The organism is Pantoea ananatis LMG 2665 (assembly GCF_000710035.2).
Taxonomy (GTDB): Bacteria; Pseudomonadota; Gammaproteobacteria; order Enterobacterales; family Enterobacteriaceae; genus Pantoea; species Pantoea ananatis.
Map to the genome: position 1 here is coordinate 709,618 of NZ_JMJJ01000004.1, position 18,656 is coordinate 728,273.

14 protein-coding genes are annotated in these 18,656 nt (G+C 49.6%); 5 read left to right on the forward strand and 9 right to left on the reverse strand.

The annotated features are described in order from the left end of the window. Window positions 1-25 precede the first annotated feature (25 nt). Both icd and EL29_RS05175 read left to right on the forward strand, forming a co-directional pair. Window positions 26-1,276, forward strand: coding sequence for an NADP-dependent isocitrate dehydrogenase (icd, locus tag EL29_RS05170; protein ID WP_013025401.1), 1,251 nt, complete (start codon window positions 26-28; stop codon window positions 1,274-1,276). A 698-nt stretch (window positions 1,277-1,974) separates the two neighbouring features. Next, on the forward strand, window positions 1,975-3,054 hold the full coding sequence (locus EL29_RS05175) for a glycosyltransferase family 9 protein (RefSeq protein WP_019105691.1): 1,080 nt from the start codon (window positions 1,975-1,977) through the stop codon (window positions 3,052-3,054). Between the two features lie 455 nt (window positions 3,055-3,509). On the opposite strand, the gene EL29_RS05180 is transcribed toward EL29_RS05175, so the two are convergent. From EL29_RS05180 to EL29_RS05205, 6 genes are read right to left on the reverse strand one after another with little or no spacing between them, the layout of a single operon-like run. Continuing rightward, window positions 3,510-4,238 (reverse strand): fimbrial assembly chaperone, encoded by a 729-nt coding sequence (locus EL29_RS05180; protein WP_019105689.1) that lies wholly within the window; start codon window positions 4,236-4,238, stop codon window positions 3,510-3,512. Then, on the reverse strand, window positions 4,204-5,499 hold the full coding sequence (gene stbD, locus EL29_RS05185; protein ID WP_029571410.1) for a fimbrial usher protein StbD: 1,296 nt from the start codon (window positions 5,497-5,499) through the stop codon (window positions 4,204-4,206). The genes EL29_RS05180 and stbD overlap by 35 nt, the downstream gene beginning before the upstream one ends. Window positions 5,500-5,536: 37 nt before the next feature. Beyond that, the gene (locus EL29_RS05190; RefSeq protein ID WP_013025405.1) at window positions 5,537-8,098 is read right to left on the reverse strand and encodes a fimbrial outer membrane usher protein; all 2,562 of its coding nucleotides are present in this window, start codon (window positions 8,096-8,098) and stop codon (window positions 5,537-5,539) included. After that, entirely contained in the window at window positions 8,070-8,831 is a 762-nt protein-coding gene (locus EL29_RS05195) for a fimbria/pilus periplasmic chaperone (RefSeq protein ID WP_013025406.1), read from the reverse strand. The genes EL29_RS05190 and EL29_RS05195 overlap by 29 nt, the downstream gene beginning before the upstream one ends. A gap of 57 nt (window positions 8,832-8,888) precedes the next feature. Further along, the gene (locus EL29_RS05200; protein ID WP_014593456.1) at window positions 8,889-9,431 is read right to left on the reverse strand and encodes a fimbrial protein; all 543 of its coding nucleotides are present in this window, start codon (window positions 9,429-9,431) and stop codon (window positions 8,889-8,891) included. 21 nt (window positions 9,432-9,452) lie between these two features. Continuing rightward, window positions 9,453-10,274, reverse strand: coding sequence for a hypothetical protein (locus EL29_RS05205; RefSeq protein ID WP_028715019.1), 822 nt, complete (start codon window positions 10,272-10,274; stop codon window positions 9,453-9,455). A gap of 659 nt (window positions 10,275-10,933) precedes the next feature. Here EL29_RS05205 and EL29_RS05210 point away from each other — a divergent pair. The 3 genes from EL29_RS05210 (at window position 10,934) to EL29_RS05220 (ending at window position 13,254) form a co-directional block, all read left to right on the forward strand. Then, a complete protein-coding gene (locus EL29_RS05210) occupies window positions 10,934-11,197 on the forward strand; it encodes a hypothetical protein (RefSeq protein WP_019105685.1) in 264 nt (87 codons plus the stop codon). A gap of 122 nt (window positions 11,198-11,319) precedes the next feature. After that, on the forward strand, window positions 11,320-12,522 hold the full coding sequence (locus tag EL29_RS05215; protein ID WP_014593458.1) for an FAD-dependent oxidoreductase: 1,203 nt from the start codon (window positions 11,320-11,322) through the stop codon (window positions 12,520-12,522). Window positions 12,523-12,690: 168 nt separating this feature from the next. Then, window positions 12,691-13,254: a TetR/AcrR family transcriptional regulator gene (locus EL29_RS05220; protein WP_013025411.1), complete on the forward strand. Its 564-nt coding sequence runs from the start codon at window positions 12,691-12,693 to the stop codon at window positions 13,252-13,254. Window positions 13,255-13,258: 4 nt separating this feature from the next. Here the strand turns inward: EL29_RS05220 and EL29_RS05225 are convergent, their stop codons facing one another. From EL29_RS05225 to EL29_RS05235, 3 genes are all read right to left on the reverse strand, one after another. Then, window positions 13,259-13,837, reverse strand: a complete 579-nt coding sequence (locus EL29_RS05225) for a TetR/AcrR family transcriptional regulator (RefSeq protein ID WP_014606105.1) — start codon at window positions 13,835-13,837, stop codon at window positions 13,259-13,261. 217 nt (window positions 13,838-14,054) lie between these two features. Next, window positions 14,055-15,494, reverse strand: a complete 1,440-nt coding sequence (locus tag EL29_RS05230; RefSeq protein WP_019105684.1) for an efflux transporter outer membrane subunit — start codon at window positions 15,492-15,494, stop codon at window positions 14,055-14,057. Next, on the reverse strand, window positions 15,494-18,655 hold the full coding sequence (locus EL29_RS05235) for an efflux RND transporter permease subunit (RefSeq protein ID WP_019105683.1): 3,162 nt from the start codon (window positions 18,653-18,655) through the stop codon (window positions 15,494-15,496). Before EL29_RS05235 ends, EL29_RS05230 begins: the two co-directional genes overlap by 1 nt. Between the last annotated feature and the right edge of the window lies 1 nt (window position 18,656).

An 18,656-nucleotide genomic window follows, 5' to 3' on the forward strand; every position in this document is an offset into this window, starting at 1 on the left:
AAAAAATCGCTCGAAGGAGAGGTTAATGGAAAGCAAAGTAGTTGTTCCGGCGGAAGGTCAGAAAATCACCCTGAATCAAGGCAAACTGGTTGTGCCAAACAACCCGGTTATCCCTTATATCGAAGGGGATGGTATCGGTGTTGATGTTTCACCAGTGATGCTGAAAGTGGTTGATGCCGCTGTGAAAAAAGCCTACAACGGCGAGCGTAAAATCTCCTGGATGGAGATTTATACCGGCGAAAAATCGGTTGAACTCTACGGTCAGGATGTCTGGCTGCCGCAAGAAACCCTCGATTTAATCAAAGAATACCGCGTAGCGATTAAAGGTCCACTGACCACGCCAGTCGGCGGCGGCATCCGTTCTCTGAACGTTGCGCTGCGTCAGGAACTTGATCTGTACGTTTGTCTGCGTCCGGTTCGTTACTACACCGGCACACCAAGCCCGGTTAAACGTCCTGAAGATACCGATATGGTGATCTTCCGTGAAAACTCAGAAGATATCTATGCCGGTATCGAGTGGAAAGCGGGCACGGCAGAAGCCGACAAAGTGATCAAATTCCTGCGCGAAGAAATGGGCGTGAAGAAAATTCGCTTCCCACAGAACTGCGGCATCGGCGTTAAGCCTTGTTCGGAAGAGGGGACCAAGCGCCTGGTGCGTGCGGCAGTGGAATACACCATCACTAACGATCGTGATTCACTGACTCTGGTTCACAAAGGCAACATCATGAAGTTCACCGAAGGCTCATTCAAAGACTGGGGTTACCAGTTAGTGAAAGAAGAGTTCGGCGGCGAGCTGATCGATGGTGGTCCATGGATGAAGTTTAAAAATCCAAACACCGGCAAAGAGATCGTTGTGAAAGACGTGATCGCGGATGCCTTCCTGCAGCAAATCCTGCTGCGTCCGGCTGAATACGACGTTATTGCCTGTATGAACCTGAACGGCGACTACATCTCCGACGCCCTTGCGGCGCAGGTTGGCGGAATTGGTATCGCACCAGGCGCAAACATCGGTGACGAATGTGCCCTGTTCGAAGCAACCCACGGTACAGCACCGAAGTATGCGGGTCAGGATAAAGTGAACCCAGGTTCCGTCATCCTGTCAGCTGAAATGATGCTGCGTCATATGGAATGGTTCGAAGCCGCAGACCTGATTGTTAAAGGCATGGAAGGCGCAATCGCTGCCAAGACCGTGACCTATGACTTCGAACGTCTGATGGATGGCGCTAAACTGCTGAAATGCTCAGAGTTTGGTGACGCGATTATCGCGAATATGTAACACCAGCCTTGCCTGATCCAGCCAGCATAGATCTCAATTTATGCTGGCTTTTCTTTTCTCCAATCCTTTCCCCGAATCCTCCCCAAAACTGATTGTAAAACATGCTGCTCAGGCGGCTACAATCGTCCAGTCTTTTCCACGATCATCTTGGTATTTTGACGTCTAGGGAGGTGAAGCGTGATCGATTTATTTCTATGTATTAAATCCATTAGCCTTGTAAGACTTTTCGAAAAGTGAACGTTGCCCACGAAATGCGGAGCTTTCTGAATTGGCCAAAAAAGGTCGGTATGATTTCTGACGTTTTCAACATATTCTTTGTATATCATCCGAAGTTTGCTGCATCAGTAACGTGGCGGTGAGCAAAAAGTGAACAAAGGACTCAGGCAAACCCTGTATTCTGGCGAAGCAGGCCGGAGGATGATATTGGTTTGACATTGACGGTTTTGTTTTTAACGAAGAAAAATGATTAAAAATGAACAAGACTGAACCCGAACAGTGCGTCATGGTCTCACCATCATAGTGTGTATCTAAACAGAGTAAACGACTTCTTCGTCCCGGATAATTTATAATATATACTGTGGCCTGAGTGATGGCGTAATGTTAATGTGCATAAGATGCGTCTGGCAGATTAATTGCATCGGCAATGCTATTTATGGTTAGACCCTTAGGATGTTAAGGCTTGAGTCGGGACAATTTAAATGAGTAAAATCACAAAACAATTCGCTGCAAAATTATTTCTTTCCATGTGGAAAGTAACCGGCTATCGCGTAAGAAAAATTGCCCGTTTTTCTGAAAATGATAATCTTAAAAGCATTGCTATTATTTCAAATACGGCCTTGGGTGATTTTTTATTTAACACGCCTTCTATTCGTGCAATAAAAGAACGCTGGCCAAATGCCAAAATTACGCTGGTCATCTTAAAGAGAAATCATCCCCTGGTAGAAGGGAGTAATATTTTTGATGAGGTTTTATATTGGGGAGGAAAAGTTTCAGGTATGCTCTCTTTGATAAAATCATTAAGAAAAAATCAGGTTGAGGCAACGTTCATCCTTCATTCGCGAACGCCTTATGATATCCTTACCGCTTCGTTAGCAGGTTCTCGTTATATTTTTAAAGATGTTTATTATACTGATTATCAGGGCAGAAAAGACTTTATTCTGAAAACATGCTTGTCTTCGTTTTACGATAACAGAAAAAAAGGGAATATCCACTTTATTCGCCAAAAAACTGAAATGCTTGAATCAGTAGGCATTATGGTAAAGTCTGAATCAATGTTTATTCCCGCACCCTATAAACCTCAGCGCTATGATAAGACAGTTATTGGCATACATGCTGGGGCATCCAGTACAGAAAGATGCTGGCCTGAATCTGCTTTCTCACTGTTAATCAGTAAATTAATTAATGAGTATAGCGATTTGGTTATTGAACTCATCGGTGCTCCTGGAGAAAAAGCCCTAAATCAACGCATCATTGAGGGAATGGAATCGCAAAGTGACAGGGTGATCAACGTTGCAGGAAGTACAAATTTGATACAACTGGCTGAGAAAATAAGTGGTTTCACGACGTTAATTGTTGGAGATACAGGCCCTTTACATCTTGCTATCGCGGTAAAGACACCGACAGTTGCCTTGTTTCCTAACCAGAGCACGATAGACGGTGGCGCGCCCCTTCAAGACAAAGGTATCCATCAGGTTTTACATCCAGATGATGAAAAAAATGGATTGCGTGGAATCAACTGGACTCATGTATATGATGCGGTAGCGCGAAATCTGTCTTGAAAATATCTCAGGAGGAAGGGGTAAGCCGTCCTCCTTTTATCGATTTTTTACTTAATGGAGCTAATGTAAGCTCGTCATGAAAATAAAAAATAAATTCAATGGATTTTTATAAATAATCTTTCTATGGCTTCTCATTTTTGTTTGGCTTGAAACAATGGGTTTATAATGCTGATATAATATCGCCTAAGAAAAAATAGTGTTTTGAATTTTTTTTTTGGCTGCTAACTCTGCGTGTTTTATAATTTATCTGTTTCTGTTTCTGTTTCTGTTTCTGTTTCTGTTATCTGATATGTCATGTTGCATCTTCTCACAATGCCGAAAGCAGAAAGCGTTAATTTTCTACTGTCTGAACAGAAGATCATTGATGAGGCATCAATGTTCAACGCCTTATTGAAGATTTACTACACTCCAGCGCGAGGGCATTTTATCCACTGTTCCGAATATGCTCCATTCAGCTAGTGAACGACGGTATCGAGAAGCGTACCGTGATACTTCTCAGCATTACCATTCTGATTAATGACTTCATAGGACACGATGGAGCCAGGATTAAGCGATGTGGAAGGGGAAAGCAGAACATAAGAATGCGGTTGCACCATAATATCCCTCAGCACAGCATTATCCACTTTCGCATTCAGGCTCATATACCAGGGCGTTGGATTTGTTATTTTTAGCTCTTGTCCCTTTAGGATAAAGTTCAGCTTCTTTGCATCCTCTGGCTGAGGCGCTCTTAACCCTGTTGGCCGTACGAACACTTTCAAACGCAGGCGCAGTGGCAATATCAGCTTCCGTGGGTTCTGACCATCGGATTTTTTGATCGCCGGTATCTGATAAAGGTTTAGCCAGTATAAGGTTTCTTTATCCGGGGCGAGCGCAGAACGTGTGGTCAGCATCAGTTTCACCGAACGGACTTCGCCGGGCTGCATGTTAAATATCGGCGGCATAGCCATCACAGGTGTTTTACTTTTATCGGGCGACAGATGGATATCACCTTCATCCGTCCAGATTTGCACAATGGCAGGGCTTTCTGCCTTGTTTATCAGGTTGACGGATTGTGCAGTGTCCCCAGCGTTAAAAACAATCCGTGTTTTATCGATATTCACGGCGGCCTGATTGACGCCCGGTAGCATAAACATCAACAGCAGCATGAATCTACTGAAAACTAACAACGACCTGTAACTGAGCATTGACGGTTCCTGCAGTAGTGATCTGTCCGGGAATGGCTTCAAGCGAGGCGGTGAAGTCTCCTTGATAGGTTTCACCATGACTTGAGGAAACCAGTGAGGTTAAGTCTTTATAGGCATACCATCCACGACTGTTTCCTGAGCCGGTGCTGGTAAAATCCGGTAATAAATTCATGGCTGTTCCATTGCTGTTGTAGATTTTAATTCCCACTCCTGACGCAACGTCGCTATTGCCATACCGGGTGTCCAGTAGCCAGGTTAAGCCGCCGCCGCTGGTCGTCAGGCCAAGGCTGTTCGCCTTTGCCACGGCATTGGGTTGATTGACCAGAAAGCCCATGGCGACATTCGCTGCGCTGCTGGTTGACGCGTTGATGCTGGAAATCGCGCCCGATTCGCACTGAAGCGCGACAGAAAAGGGCGCCTGGCTGCTACCGCCTGCGGCCAGCGTGGCGGTGCTGACGGTAGGAAGCAATACGACGGAAGGGTAATCTTTCACTTCACAGATTGCACCGCGGACATAGGTGACGTTTTTATATGTGCTCCAGCCGCCAGGCCAGTTGTTGTAAAATCCATTCCAGACAGTGCTACTGTCTTTGCCTTCATCAAGGTTATTTGTATCTAACCCTGGTCCTTTAAAAGCGATATATCCCCGTGGTTGTGCATGGCCATCGACGTAACGATTAGCGCTGTTTACGTAATAGCTGGTAGAGTCAATTTTAAACATCTCATAAAGCACATTACTGAAAGCGCTGGCGGGGATATAAATATACTGTCCATCGGAATACCAGTCATCAGCGGTAAGTTTACGGCTCTTCCAGTAACGGCTGTAATATTCTCCTGTGGCAAGATTAGTCAGGCGAACGGCAACATTTTTCACATAGTCATAATAAGCACCGTCGACTTCGCTGGTGCTGTTTTTCCCGGCAAAAGGTGAATCACCGTTAGTGGCGTACATTTCATACAGCTTATCGGCATCGGCCTGCGCGCACCGATAAAGAATCTGATTCGGCGTGTAGGCTTTGTTAGTGGATGCTGTCAGAAAATTACCCACTGAACTCGCCAGCAGCGTACCTGAGGGTTGAAATGTATTACCCGAGTTGATGCTGATGATCGACGGCAGGCCCACATTGCCTGAGCAGGTATCGCAGGCACCTGACCACGAACTTGCCGTATAACCTGCCTCCTTCGCCTCCGTTGAAAGTGAAGATGCGCTCGTTACCTTGCTGCAGTTTGCCAGCAGCGGCAGCGGCGTTGCGCACAGCATTGCGATGAAGAAAAAAGATCGATGTAAAGACACTGCATCACTCCTTGCTACACAGGCTGTCGAGGTGGATGATTTGGCTGTCAAACTGGCCGGTAATCTGATAATTAACCCGGCAGCGCTGCGGCCCGTTGTTATTCCAGCTTACGCGCAGCACCCCCGAGTCATGAGGCACGCGCGCATATAGCTGCCCCCCCTGGCCAACCACGCCGATTACCGTATTCTCTGCGTCACGGACCTCAGCGCCCATGGGCGGCATCTCACCGTTGGCTGTCTTCAGATTGATGAGGACCGCTTTGCCTTTGAGCGTGGCGAAATGCACCTGCACCACCGCACCGGCATAAGGCACCACGCGTTGACTTCCACCGCTCAGTTCCGCATCAGCCTGCATGTTAAGCGTGTCCAGACTGACGGTGTTTTCACGATAGGAGGTCAGAGAAGGTAAGATGGCATAGCCGAACGCATCCACAACAGCACCCTGACCATTACGCACTGTCGCGCCTTGCGCGCCCTCGGCTTTTATTAACGCAAACGTATCACTGGTATAGGGGCCCACCGTCACCCCACCGCGATGCACAACCAGGGTGCCTGACGAGCCTAATCCGACCTGGCGATAACTCTCGGCCTGCCCATAACTGGCGCGTACCGCACCCAGTCGGGTATTTTGTTGCAGATTGCCACCGAAACTCAGGGCACGATTGCGCTGCCCATCCCGGTTCTGATCGAGGCCAGAGTAGAGTGAATAAGATAAGTCACGGTTATCGCCTGCCGTTCCCGACAGCGACAGGGATGTGTTGCGATTTTGACTGGACTGGTTAACGTTATAAGCGACTGACGAGAGGCTTTTACCCCAGTCAAGCGGAATGGATACGTTGAGTGAAAAGGTATTTTCGGTGTATTTTTGCTGGCGGCTGTCATCCTGCTGTAGGGAAAAACCTGAATCATAGCGGTTGTTATACCAGACCGTACGCTGACGACCTATGTTGATACCGTAGCTGATAGTTTTCCAGGTGTTGCTATAGCCAAGTTGCAATTGCGTGATGCGCGACTGGTTATTGTAATAATCAGCAGTACTGGCACTCAAACTGATCAAACCGAATCTGTCCATGGACTGACTCAGTGTGGCAGTCAAACGGTTACGCTGATTTAATGAATCAGAATAATACTGAATGCCTGCGTCTTGCTGACGTCTCACGCCCAGAACATCCTGCAAATCACGGAACCCACTCGTTGAATACCGGTAGGCAGCCAGAACCAGGTTGGTGCCTGTGTCAAACGTCTTGCTGTAGTTGATCTCCGCGCGCCAGCCTGACGCTGTTTTGTTCTGTTCAACCCGCGCATGTGAAAAGGTGCTGTTCATTCCCAGTGCGCCGATCTCTGTTGCCAGCACGCCACCTAACAGCCACGCCTGATAATCGTTTGCCTGCCGGGTACCCGCCGTCGCCGTCAGGCGATTACTGATGCCCCGTTGCAGAATGCCCTCAAAAAAGGTGTTATTGACACGGTAATATTGGCGAACCCGTCCCAGCGCCAGCGAGTACTGCCAGTTGCCCGGGCGCACAGAGTCTGGAACGGAAGCATAAGGAACGGTAAAGGTCGAACGCTTACCGTTAGCTTCAATGACCTCAACAGCGAGGTCACCCTGATTGCGCGTGTTGTACAAGTCATCAATGACAAAAGGGCCTGGTGGCACTGTGGTTTCATAGATCACTTTATCCAGTTGTTTAATGACAACCCGCGCGCTGGAGGTTGCCACGCCCCTGACTTCAGGGGCATAACCCCGCCTGCCTTGTGGCCACATCCGTGGGTCGGTAGACAATTTAATCCCGTTAAAAGCCAGGCTGCCAAACAGGGAACTGTCGGTGGCATTGTCACCTAAAGACAGTATGCTGTTAAGCTGTTCCAGCGGGCGTTGTACCCAGCTTTTCACGGTGTTGTAACGGTATCGACTGCCGCCTGCACTGTCATTGAGATAGCGCGCATTACCCTGATGACGGAACTGCCACTTCATCAGATTGGTACCCGCGGTGATCCCACTCCATAAATATTGATAGCGATAATCAGACGTACGGTTTTCGGTCCAGGTGTAATTGGTGTTGTGCCGTAAAAATACTGCACTAATACCTTCTTCCCATTCAGATGTAGGGATGTAACCTCTCGGCTTCTTATCGAGGCTTGAGTTTGGGATCGTGAGCTGTAATTGCAGTGATGCCGGATCAAATTGCCAATGACTGTCTGATGACCAGTAACCCAGTGGATGACACTGCTCTTCAGGTTCAGGCGTGGGTGGCACTTTTAGCTGCAGCAAGGCAACAACCTTTGACGGAAGGCAAGGTTCCGCATCCTGTTGGAGGTCAGACTGGATAAACGCGATTTTGACACCGGATGTAACCCGTTTATTATTGAGATAAATATCGACCAGATAATTGCCAGCAGGCGTGGCGTTCTGATTAAATTGTTCAATGTTCTGTCCAAATGCCGAGCCTTTAAACAGGCTTGAGTCAAAATAATAATCTTCGCAGTAAGCATGCTGAGAAAAGGAAATCGAAATGGTGAATGCAATTAATTTTGAGTTAATTAATTTCAACCTTATAGTTTTCACTTATTCTGGCTCCCTGGTCGTTAACTGCAGCAACGGAGACAATGTTTACGCCCTGTAAACGTTTTTTATCCGCACTGAACCAAAAGGTTTTTTTGCTAAAAGGCGGAATCATATCAGCATCGGAATGCAGGTCTTGATTTGCCACCTTAAATGAAATGTCGAGTAATGAAGCATGCCAGGGTTGAGGGTTATTGATTTCAATGCCTAGCCCTTTATGATTATCGTGAACGAATTTAAGCGAGATATTCTTTAATATGTTATTCGGGTTTCCCACTGAAACAGGACGGTAAAAGATTTTAAGGCGGTTTCGTAACATGACCATCATGGCATTTTGATTATTTTCATTTTTCAGATTCGCAGGGGGGATCTGCAATGTGTTAAACCAAAAGACAGACTCCCGATCCTGAGGGAGAGGCAGGCTACCGTTGAATATAATTCGTGCAATTTGGCCCGTCTTGGGCTGTATACGAAAAACGGGTGGTGTCACAATAAAGGGCGTTTGACTGCTTTGCTCAGGTTGAGAATTGGCATCGCCGTTATCAAACCAGGCCTGAATAACATAGGGGATATCACCGTTGTTTTTTAACTGCACATCAACGGTTTTGGCACTGGCAGGGTAAATGACACGGCTACCCAGAATAGTCACGTTCGCTCTGGCGTTATTTACTGCAAGTAAGAACAGGAAAGTAATGAAAAATAATTTTAGCGCAAACACCAGCCAGCGGTTTTCCATATTTGATTCCTCAAAAAAACGTGCGCCCCATAATAACCGTGGCGCACCCGAACAGAACTAACGGTAAGTTATGGCATACTGAATGGAGGCAGCGACCGTACCGGATGTTGCCACCCCGGTTGAAAAGTATTGCGCGCCATAGGTCGCTGACTTTTCAGTCTCATTCGCGGATAAACTTAAGTCGCCGCTACCGGTAAAGCCCCCCGTCAGGTTGATTACCGTACCCGCCGTATCCAGCATCTGAATCTCAACATTTTCAGCCGACCCGGTGTTCGTCAGGTTACCTGCTGCGCTCACGTTATTGCCCACGAATACCGTTGAGATTTGGGTGGTGGTCGCTGAACCGCTGCAGCCTGTCAGACCGACGGTAAAGTCAGTTTTACCTGCCGTCTTACCACTGGTATCTAAATCCGCTTTACTTACGGTAGGAAGCAGTACAACGGGTGAACTCTCATTGCCGTTAATGGCAACTGAACAGGTTTCATCAGAGACTTCGCCCTGAAAATTAATGGTATTAGCAGAATCTGCTTGTGCATATCCTGACAGCAGAAAGGCACTCACAATCAGAGACAAACTAAATTTATTGGTGTGATAAGTCATTTTATCTTCCTTTATGATCAATTAACTGGAAAGTAACTGATTAAGATTGATTCCAGTTTTCCTTCTGACAGCGTCTTTAATGATGTAAACCTTCTTAACGCCAAGTTTCATTTCGCTGGAAATTTCACCCAGCGAATGGCCATAATTGGCAAGGTCCAAAAATTTAACTTCTTCCAGCGTCAAGGCGTTGACGCGTTTCCTTTCACCTCCTTTTAATCCGTAATAACAGGCATTAACCGCTTTTTTAATATCCTCAATTTTACCGTCCGCATAAATCACAGTATTTATCGTGGGCTCCTGTCTCCGCCAAAATGACGCCAGAGATTCCATTCGGCGATCGCTGATGATAATAATGGCAAGGCCGGTCCCTCGCAGATAATCCATCCAGTTTTTGCTGGTAAAATAACGGAGGTTATGAATCGAAAAGTCAACAAATATACATCCTCTGCAGAACAGGCTTTCGTATCTTCCGGCGACCAACGACAAAACGCCTTTTATCAAAAAATGATTGTTGCCTGGCCATACGGCAATCTTTTGAATTGGGCATCGCAATATCTCTTCCTGGGTATTGCTCGTCAGTTGGCAACAATATTTACAACTTGAGCAGCGAACATCCTCTTTGGTTATCCTTCTCATCAGCCGATTTCTACCGCTTGTTAAGAAAGTTGACCTATCATAACAGTGGGTTTCCTTTTCCTTCAACGGGTTAAAAGAAAGATCGGCTTCTTTAACCAAGAAAATTCTGATGTCGGTTACGCACAATTGTGATGCTTCATTAAGCGGTAATTTTCCTGAGAATGTTAAAATTACGATGATTAAATGATTATTTTGTACAGTTTCCATATTAAGAATATTTACGGTCGCCCAGGATTATTCCCGTCCTCAAGGGAAAAGGATCAATAAAAAAACAGCACAAAATGATAAATTCTGCGTCATTTATTAAAAAGTTAAGGTTTATCGTTGTGCAAAACTAAACGCTCTGTTCGGTATGTTTATTAAATTATTACAATTCTTTGTTAAATTGAGTCTGCTGTTTTTTACCTTGCGTAGAGTTTTCGGTGCCTTATTGTGCAACATGTAGAGTACCTAAAGTTGATTTTTTATATTTATCCTAAAGTGTACCTTTACAGTTAAATGATAGTTGTTTAAGTGTTTTGACAATTTTATTTGTTTGTCTTCCAGCGACGTTTTCACAGGGAATCATCACGGTGATGTTAAATAGTATAAATATAGCGGCCTGGCTTTTTTATGTCGGCGATTACGCACTCAGAGAAAGGGTGGCTGAACAGGATTTAACGCCCGCCAGGCGCCTGAATATGTGCAGACAAGCGGGCAAAAGAGGTGTCTCATGCTTAAAAAAAGACCGATGCCTATTTGCGCAGGAAAGGTTTAGTGACGCTGAGGTTTACTAAGGTCAGCAACGTTTTTGATAATTTTTAACTATCACAGTCAACACCCAAAATGTCTGGCTAATGCAGCTTTGCATAGCAATACTCGTCACTATGACCACATATCGCATTAAAGTGGGTTATCACAACCCCTCCGCACTTACGTTCATGCAGCTGGACGAGCAGCTTGCTGACCATGCTTTCTACAGCGCGCGCGCCGATGCTGACAGCGGCGGCTTCCGCTATTTTCAGGAGTACGAGTATCAGTCAGATTCTGCCGATTATTGCTCAGTATGCTCCATGGCCTATCATCACGCCTGCCAGGTCAGAAAATGTCCGCTGGTGCTGGTAGAGATAAAAGAAGAGAACGCCAGATGACCACGCTGTTGCACTGGTGCACCTGGTCTGGCCGGGACAACAACGCTTATCCCTGTCGTTCCTCGGTACTTAAATCATCCGCAGTGGCATACACTTACCACGCATATTATGAGGGGTAAGCTATGCCATCCACTGAACACGTTATCTCTGACTGCTGTATCGTCGGCGGCGGCCCGGCCGGTTTGATGCTGGGCTATCTACTGGCCCGCGCCGGTTTACAGGTTGTCGTGCTGGAAAAACATGCCGATTTTCTCCGCGATTTTCGTGGTGACACGATCCATCCTTCTACGCTGGAGGTCATGCATCAGCTGGGCCTGCTGGACGATCTGCTGAAACTTCCTCATCAGCGTGCGGAAAAGCTGCAGGCGGAAATGGGGGGCGAGGAGGTCACGATGGCCGATTTCTCGCGCTTGCCGCTGCAGTGCCGTTTTATCGCCTTCATGCCGCAGTGGGATTTCCTGAATTTTCTGGCGGAACAGAGCGCGCAGTTTCCCGGCTTCACCCTGCTAAAATCCACCTCGTTAAGCCAGTTGATCATCGAAGAGGGTGAGGTTCGGGGTGTTCTGGCCTTACAGTCGGGTCAGCCCGTTGAGATACGTTCCCGCCTGGTGGTGGGGGCAGACGGGCGCAACTCTGCCGTTCGCGCACAGGCCGGACTGGTGAGCCAGCATTTTGGCTCACCACGCGACGTTTTGTGGTTTCGCCTGAACAAACAGCCAGAGGATCCGCAGTCAGGGATGGGTCACACCGGCCCGCGAAATAACGTTATCGTGATCGACAGGGGCGATTACTGGCAGTGTGGACTGACGATTGAAAAAGGGCAGTTTGATGCGATTCAGGCCCGTGGGCTTGACGCGATGAAACACAACATTGCCACCGTCTCCCCTTTTAGCGTCGAACGGCTGGCGGAAATTGACAGCTGGGAGAGTTTCAAACTGCTGTCAATCCGTATCGACAGGTTGAATCAGTGGGCAAAACCGGGCGTGCTCTGCATCGGTGATGCGGCTCATGCGATGTCACCCATTGGCGGAGTGGGGGTTAATCTTGCCATCCAGGATGCGGTGGCCACGGCGAATCTGCTTACCCGGCCTTTGTTAAAGAGGAAGGTCACGTTCAGGGATCTGAAAAAAGTACAGCAGCGCCGTCAGTTTCCCACCGTTGCGACGCAGTTCCTGCAAATAAAAATGAGCAGTAAAAAGAAACCGGGTGGGGAAGGCAAAAGCAAAATGCCCGGCATCATCCGTAAATATCCCTTTTTACGCTTTATTTTTGGCCGACTCATCGGCATGGGATTTCGTATGGAAAAGCCACGCGCAGTTCGTTGAGCAACGCCCGTTCGCCTGATGGAAGACAACCGTCAGGCAAACGGACGCAGGAAAGGGGGTGGTTTCATCACGCCGAATACGACAGGACGTGAAATGCCTTACCCACTTGCCATAGCTATTGGTAATGACAGACACTAAAGTCATTTCTTTTATCTTCTGAGTATCCTGATGAATCGCAGCGAAGAAATTCTTGATGCAGCCGAATACTGCATGCGACAAAAAGGGTTTTATCAAACCTCCATTCAGAGTATCGCCAGTCAGGCAAATGTCAGCATCGGGCTGATTTATAAATATTATAAAAATAAGGAAGCGATCGTTGAAGCACTGGTCACGAAAGTGGTGCAGCGTATGATCGTGTTACTGAAAGCCGACTTCGAGAAAATGGCGAACGCGGGGAGAGTGACGCATCTGCCGGGAGATTTGGCGTCACCAGAAGTCGAACAAAGCATTGTGTTGCTCATCGAGATATCATCCGAATCCACGCGTAATGCGCGTATTCGTCAGATTCTTCACGATGCCTGGCAGGTTTTAAAAAAGAATTTTATTACTGAGCAACAGGCGCTCAATCCGGCACTGGAGGCGAACATCATCCATGCACGATTGCATGTGGTTTCCCTGGTAATAGACGGCATGATCATTCGCCGTTTTATGAAACGCCGCGAGACAGAAGACAGCTTTATGCCGTTCTTTAAGGCGGTTAGCCATGACATCCACCAACCGGATGCTGAGTAACGCATCAAAACAGGTGACGGTCGAGTACAGCATTGATCCGGCTCAGTTCCTGCTGATCCACATTTTTATCTCCATATGCATGACAGGCGACGCCATCCACCAGCATCAGCAAAAACTGGATACGGTTGCTGCGCTGGAGTGGACTTTCTGTCGGCATTTTCTGCCTGAATAGCCTGTCCAGATCTGCGACCAATAAGGCTTCCTCGCGGGCCAGCATTGAGCGCACTGATTCATGACGTGAGGCTTCGGAATACATTTCCAGTAATAAACACCGGTCCTCAGGAGACCAGTTCTGCCAAAAGGGCGAGTCGGTATCAATAATATTGGCGGTGTGCGTTTCGTGCGCCAAACTATGCAGCAAAAACGTCCGCCAGTTTTCTGCGATACTTTTTATGGTTTCACTGACAATCACTTCTTTACTGTTAAAGTAGCGATAAAGCTGACCTGCACCTAAACCGGATTCACGACTGATATCGGCCATACTTGCACCGTGAAAACCGGAACGGCTGAAGCAGTTCTTCGCGGCTGAAATGATCAGTTGCTGCCGCTGCTTAAAGAACGTTTCATTATCAGGCTTGCTCAAAAAACTCTCCTGAATACAGGCCGATATGCGGCCCTTTTTATTGACTTATTCTGACATGGTACGCGAGGCTCCGGGGCGAGGGAATCGCCTTCACACATTCTGACACAGAATGGCCTGATGTCCGTGTATCGGGATTTGCCCTGTTCCACTATTGAGGGCAGCGCGCGATGTTATTGCGCGCAGTTTGTCGGGTGCGCATCCCTGCGCATTTGGGCGTTCAACGCACATCTACCGTTTGTTCAGACGCCTGTCGCGCCGAGCCGCCTCCCATCACCTTGTAGAATGTATTTAGGTTTTGGTAGTACGCCTGTTCCACGCTGACCAGACGGGTTCTGGCGGAGTAGAGCGTTCGCTGGGCGGTTAACGCATTCAGCCAGGTATCCACGCCGCTTTGATAACGCAGATCGGCCAGATGCGCGTAAATCTGTGAGGCTGCCACATTGTTACGCTGGCTGGTCAATTGATCGTTGATGGTGCCGCGCCGCGCCAGGGCATCCGCGACTTCGCGGAAAGCGGTCTGCACCGACTTTTCGTACGCCGCCACGTAGTACTCCTTCTGCGCTTTGGTGTAATTCAGGTAGGCCACGTTGTAGCCGCCCTTGAAGACAGGCAGCGAGATACTGGGGGAAAACGACCAAATTCCCACGCCGTTTTTGAACAGCGAGGCGAGATCGGCACTGCCAACGCCACCGCTGGCGGTCAGTGAAATGCTGGGGAAGAAATTGGCCCGCGCTGCCCCGATGTTGGCATTCGCCGCCTTCAGGTTGTGCTCAGCCTGCAAGACATCAGGACGATTATTGAGGACATCCGACGATATCCCTGCGGGCACATCGCGCAACGCATGGCCAATCGATTCAAGATTTTGCGGCAACAACGTATCGGGTACAGGTTTTCCAACAACCAGATCCAGCGCATTCTTATCCTGCGCCACGCTGGTAGTATAGCTGGCCACATCCGCCTGCGCAGACTGATAGGTGGTTTCCGCAGACGCCACATCAACCATCGAATCCACACCGTTTTGCATGCGCTTGCGCGTCACGTCCAGTGACTGCCGCGCACTCTCAGCTGTCTCTTTCGCAATGGCCAGATTGCTGCGATCCGCCGCCAACTGAAGCCAGTAATCAATGGTGTTATACAGCACCGTCAGGCGCGTACTCCGCGCGCCCTCCAGGGTACCAAGGTAGGTTTCATACTGCTGGCGCGACAGGCTTTGATTCTTACCAAATAAATCCAGTTCAAATGCGCTGACACTGCCTTCGGCAGAGTAAGAATTGCCCAGCGCCGTTTGATTGCCTTCGCCCGTCAGGGCACGTGAGCGCGTCCCGCTGACACCGGCGCTCAATGACGGGAAGAGATCGGCACGTTGCTCAGCGTATTGCGCATGCGCGGATTTTACACTCGCCACCGCTTCACGTAAGTCGCGGCTACTGTCCAACGCCATGCCGACAACCTGATTGAGTTGGCTGTCCAGCACATAATCCTGCCAACGGATAGCGCGATAATTGACGGCAGTCCCTTGCAGGTTAGGGTAGGCTTCCCCGGTCGGGTTTGTCGCCTTCACGGCATCCACAGGACGATCATAATGCGGATCCAGCGACACGCAGCCCGCAAGGAAGCAGGGTAAAAACACGGTGAAAAGTTTTGCAGTCATGGTCATTATTCCTTCACCTTCGCTGCTGAGTCGGTTGGCCGGGCCGTGTCATGCGGCTGTGCCGGAAAGACCCGGCGGACCAGCACAAAAAACAGCGGTACAAAGAAAATAGCCAGCAGGGTGGCGGTTAAGGTGCCGCCAATAATACCGGTACCGATGGCGATACGGCTGTTGGCCCCCGCGCCCGTGGAGATCGCCAGCGGCAGTACGCCTGCGGTAAAGGCCAGTGAGGTCATGATGATGGGACGTAAGCGCATCGTCGCCGCATGAACCGCCGCGTTTATCAGGCTCTCGCCCTTGCGGTAGTGCTCTTCAGCGAACTCCACAATCAGAATGGCATTCTTCGAGGAAAGTCCAATGATCGTGAGCAGCGCAACCTGAAAGTAAACGTCATTTTCCAGGCCACGCAGCGTAATCGCCAGTAGTGAGCCGATGACGCCCAACGGCACCACCAACATCACCGAAAGCGGCACTGCCCAGCTCTCATACAGGGCGGCCAGGCACAGGAACACCACAATCAGTGAAATGCCATACAGCGACAGCGCCTGATTACCGGAAAGTTTTTCCTGATAAGAGAGCCCACTCCAGGCGAAGGTGGTGCCCGCAGGCAAGGTCGCAGCAAGTTTTTCCATTGCGGTGATGGCATCCCCGGAGCTTTTCCCTTCGGCGGCCGATCCCTGAATTTCATAGGATGCCAGGCCGTTGTAACGTGAAAGCACATCCGGACCATAGGACCATTTCGACGAGGCAAAGGACGAGAAGGGCACCATGGTGGTGTTATTGCTGCTGTCTGTTCCGCGGACATACCATTGATCAATATCCTCTGGCTTGCTGCGGAACGATTGATCGCCCTGCATATAGACTTTCTTCACGCGGCCGCGGTCGGAGAAGTCATTGACATAACTGCCGCCAATGGCTGCGCTGAGCGTATTATTGATGTCGCTGATGGTCAGGCCCAGTGACTGTGCTTTCGCATCATCGATACTGACATCCAGTTGCGGCAGGTCCGGCAGCGAGTTGGCACGTACAGCGCTGAGATCCGTATCCTGATTCGCTTTTGCAATCAGCTGATCGCGCATTTTCAGCAGTTGATCGCGTGCGGTAGCACCACGCGCTTGCAGCTCAAACGTGAAGCCGTTGGATTGACCCAGCCCGGAGACGGCGGGCGGCGACAGCACAAAGATCTGGGCATCACGAATCCGCGACAGCGCCGCCATGGCGCGGCCTGCAATCGCATCAGCACTGTTCTCACTGCCTTTACGGTCACGCCAGTTCTTAAGCGAGATAAAGCCGACCCCCGCATTCTGTCCGTTACCGGCAAAACTGAAGCCGTCTACCAGCATGCTAACGTTAACGTTATCTTTCTCCTGGGTGGCGAAATACTGCTGTACCTGACGACGGACTTCACGGGTGCGATTTTCCGTCGCACCCGGTGCCAACTGATACTGCACCATGATGTAACCCTGATCTTCGGTCGGCAGAAAGCCGGTTGGCAGGCGCATATAGAGCACGGCACAGCCGATCAACAGCACGCCGTACAGCAGCAGATAGCGCACGGAACGGTGCATGACCTTCCCGACGCCACGTTGATAGCGTGCCTGCACGTTTTCATAGCGCTGGTTAAACCAGCCAAAGAAACCGTTGCGACCGCTGTCGTGATTGTGCGGTTTAAGCAAGGTGGCACAGAGGGCGGGCGTCAGCGTCAGCGCCACAATCACCGACAGCACCATGGAAGAGACGATGGTGATAGAGAACTGACGGTAAATCACGCCTGTTGAACCGCTAAAGAAGGTCATCGGCAGGAACACGGCAGAGAGCACCAGCGCGATGCCAACCAACGCACCAGTAATCTCCCTCATCGATTTCTCGGTTGCTTCTCGCGGGGGTAATCCCTCTTCGCGCATCACGCGTTCGACGTTTTCAACCACGACGATGGCATCATCGACGAGCAAACCAATGGCGAGCACCATGCCGAACATGGTAAGCGTGTTAATCGAATAACCAAAGAAAGACAGCACACCAAAGGTGCCCAGGAGAACGACCGGAACTGCAATCGTGGGAATCAGCGTGGTGCGGATGTTTTGCAGGAACACAAACATCACAATCACCACTAAAATGACCGCTTCGACCAGCGTTTTCACCACTTCTTCAATCGAGATTTTAACGAAGTCAGTGCTGTCGAGCGGATAGGCTATTTCATAGCCCGCCGGCATGCTGCTCCGGAATTCGTCAATGGTGGATTTCACCTTTTCGGCGGTGGAGAGTGCATTAGCGCCAGATGCCAGTTGGATAGCCATACCGGATGCCGGATGGCCGTTCGCCATGACATTGGCACTGTAGTCTTCATCGCCCATTTCTACGCGTGCGACATCGCTCAGACGGACCACAGAACCATCGGCCTGGCTTTTCAGCACAATGTTGCGGAACTGCTCAGGGGTTTGCAGGCGTGAACGCGAACGTACCGTCGCCACCAGTTGTTGTGTGTTGCTGGACGGTTGCGCGCCCAACTGCCCGGAAGACACCTGGGTATTTTGACTCTCAAGAGCGGTGGTGACATCAGAAGGCATCAGCGAATACGACGCCAGCTTGCTGGGATCGAGCCAGATACGCATCGCGTACTCGGCGCCAAAAACCTGTACGTTACCGACGCCTGTCACGCGCGCCAGCGTGTCTTCCATGTTGCTGACCATATAGTCGGCGACATCGGAAGAGCTGCTTTTATTGCTTTTATCGTACACCGCCAAAATCAGCAGAAAGTCGCTCTGGGCTTTCTGCACGGTCACGCCCTGTGAGGTCACGGCGCTCGGCAAGCGGCTCTCGGCCTGCTGCACCTTATTCTGCACCTGGACCTGAGCAATATCGGGATCGGTGCCCTGTTTAAACGTGACATTGATTTTCACCTGGCCGGTGGATGCGGTACTGGTCGAACTGAAATAGAGCAGTCCATCCAGTCCGGTGAGCTGTTGCTCAATAACCTGGGTCACGCTGCTTTCCAGCGTTTCCGCCGATGCGCCCGTATAGGTGGCCTGAACACTGATTTGTGGCGGTGCCACATCGGGATACTGCGCCACGGGCAGGCTGCGAATACTCAGGATACCGAACAGCATGATGCAAAGGGCGATCACCCAGGCAAAGACCGGCCGACGGATAAAGAACTGCGCCAACATA

Coding starts and splice junctions, on each gene's coding strand:
- icd (WP_013025401.1), top strand. CDS start 26: ATGGAAAGCAAAGTAGTTGTTCCGGCGGAAGGTCAGAAAATCACCCTG.
- EL29_RS05175 (WP_019105691.1), top strand. CDS start 1,975: ATGAGTAAAATCACAAAACAATTCGCTGCAAAATTATTTCTTTCCATG.
- EL29_RS05180 (WP_019105689.1), bottom strand. CDS start 4,238: ATGCTCAGTTACAGGTCGTTGTTAGTTTTCAGTAGATTCATGCTGCTG.
- stbD (WP_029571410.1), bottom strand. CDS start 5,499: ATGCTGTGCGCAACGCCGCTGCCGCTGCTGGCAAACTGCAGCAAGGTA.
- EL29_RS05195 (WP_013025406.1), bottom strand. CDS start 8,831: ATGGAAAACCGCTGGCTGGTGTTTGCGCTAAAATTATTTTTCATTACT.
- EL29_RS05200 (WP_014593456.1), bottom strand. CDS start 9,431: ATGACTTATCACACCAATAAATTTAGTTTGTCTCTGATTGTGAGTGCC.
- EL29_RS05205 (WP_028715019.1), bottom strand. CDS start 10,274: ATGGAAACTGTACAAAATAATCATTTAATCATCGTAATTTTAACATTC.
- EL29_RS05210 (WP_019105685.1), top strand. CDS start 10,934: ATGACCACATATCGCATTAAAGTGGGTTATCACAACCCCTCCGCACTT.
- EL29_RS05215 (WP_014593458.1), top strand. CDS start 11,320: ATGCCATCCACTGAACACGTTATCTCTGACTGCTGTATCGTCGGCGGC.
- EL29_RS05220 (WP_013025411.1), top strand. CDS start 12,691: ATGAATCGCAGCGAAGAAATTCTTGATGCAGCCGAATACTGCATGCGA.
- EL29_RS05230 (WP_019105684.1), bottom strand. CDS start 15,494: ATGACCATGACTGCAAAACTTTTCACCGTGTTTTTACCCTGCTTCCTT.
- EL29_RS05235 (WP_019105683.1), bottom strand. CDS start 18,655: ATGTTGGCGCAGTTCTTTATCCGTCGGCCGGTCTTTGCCTGGGTGATC.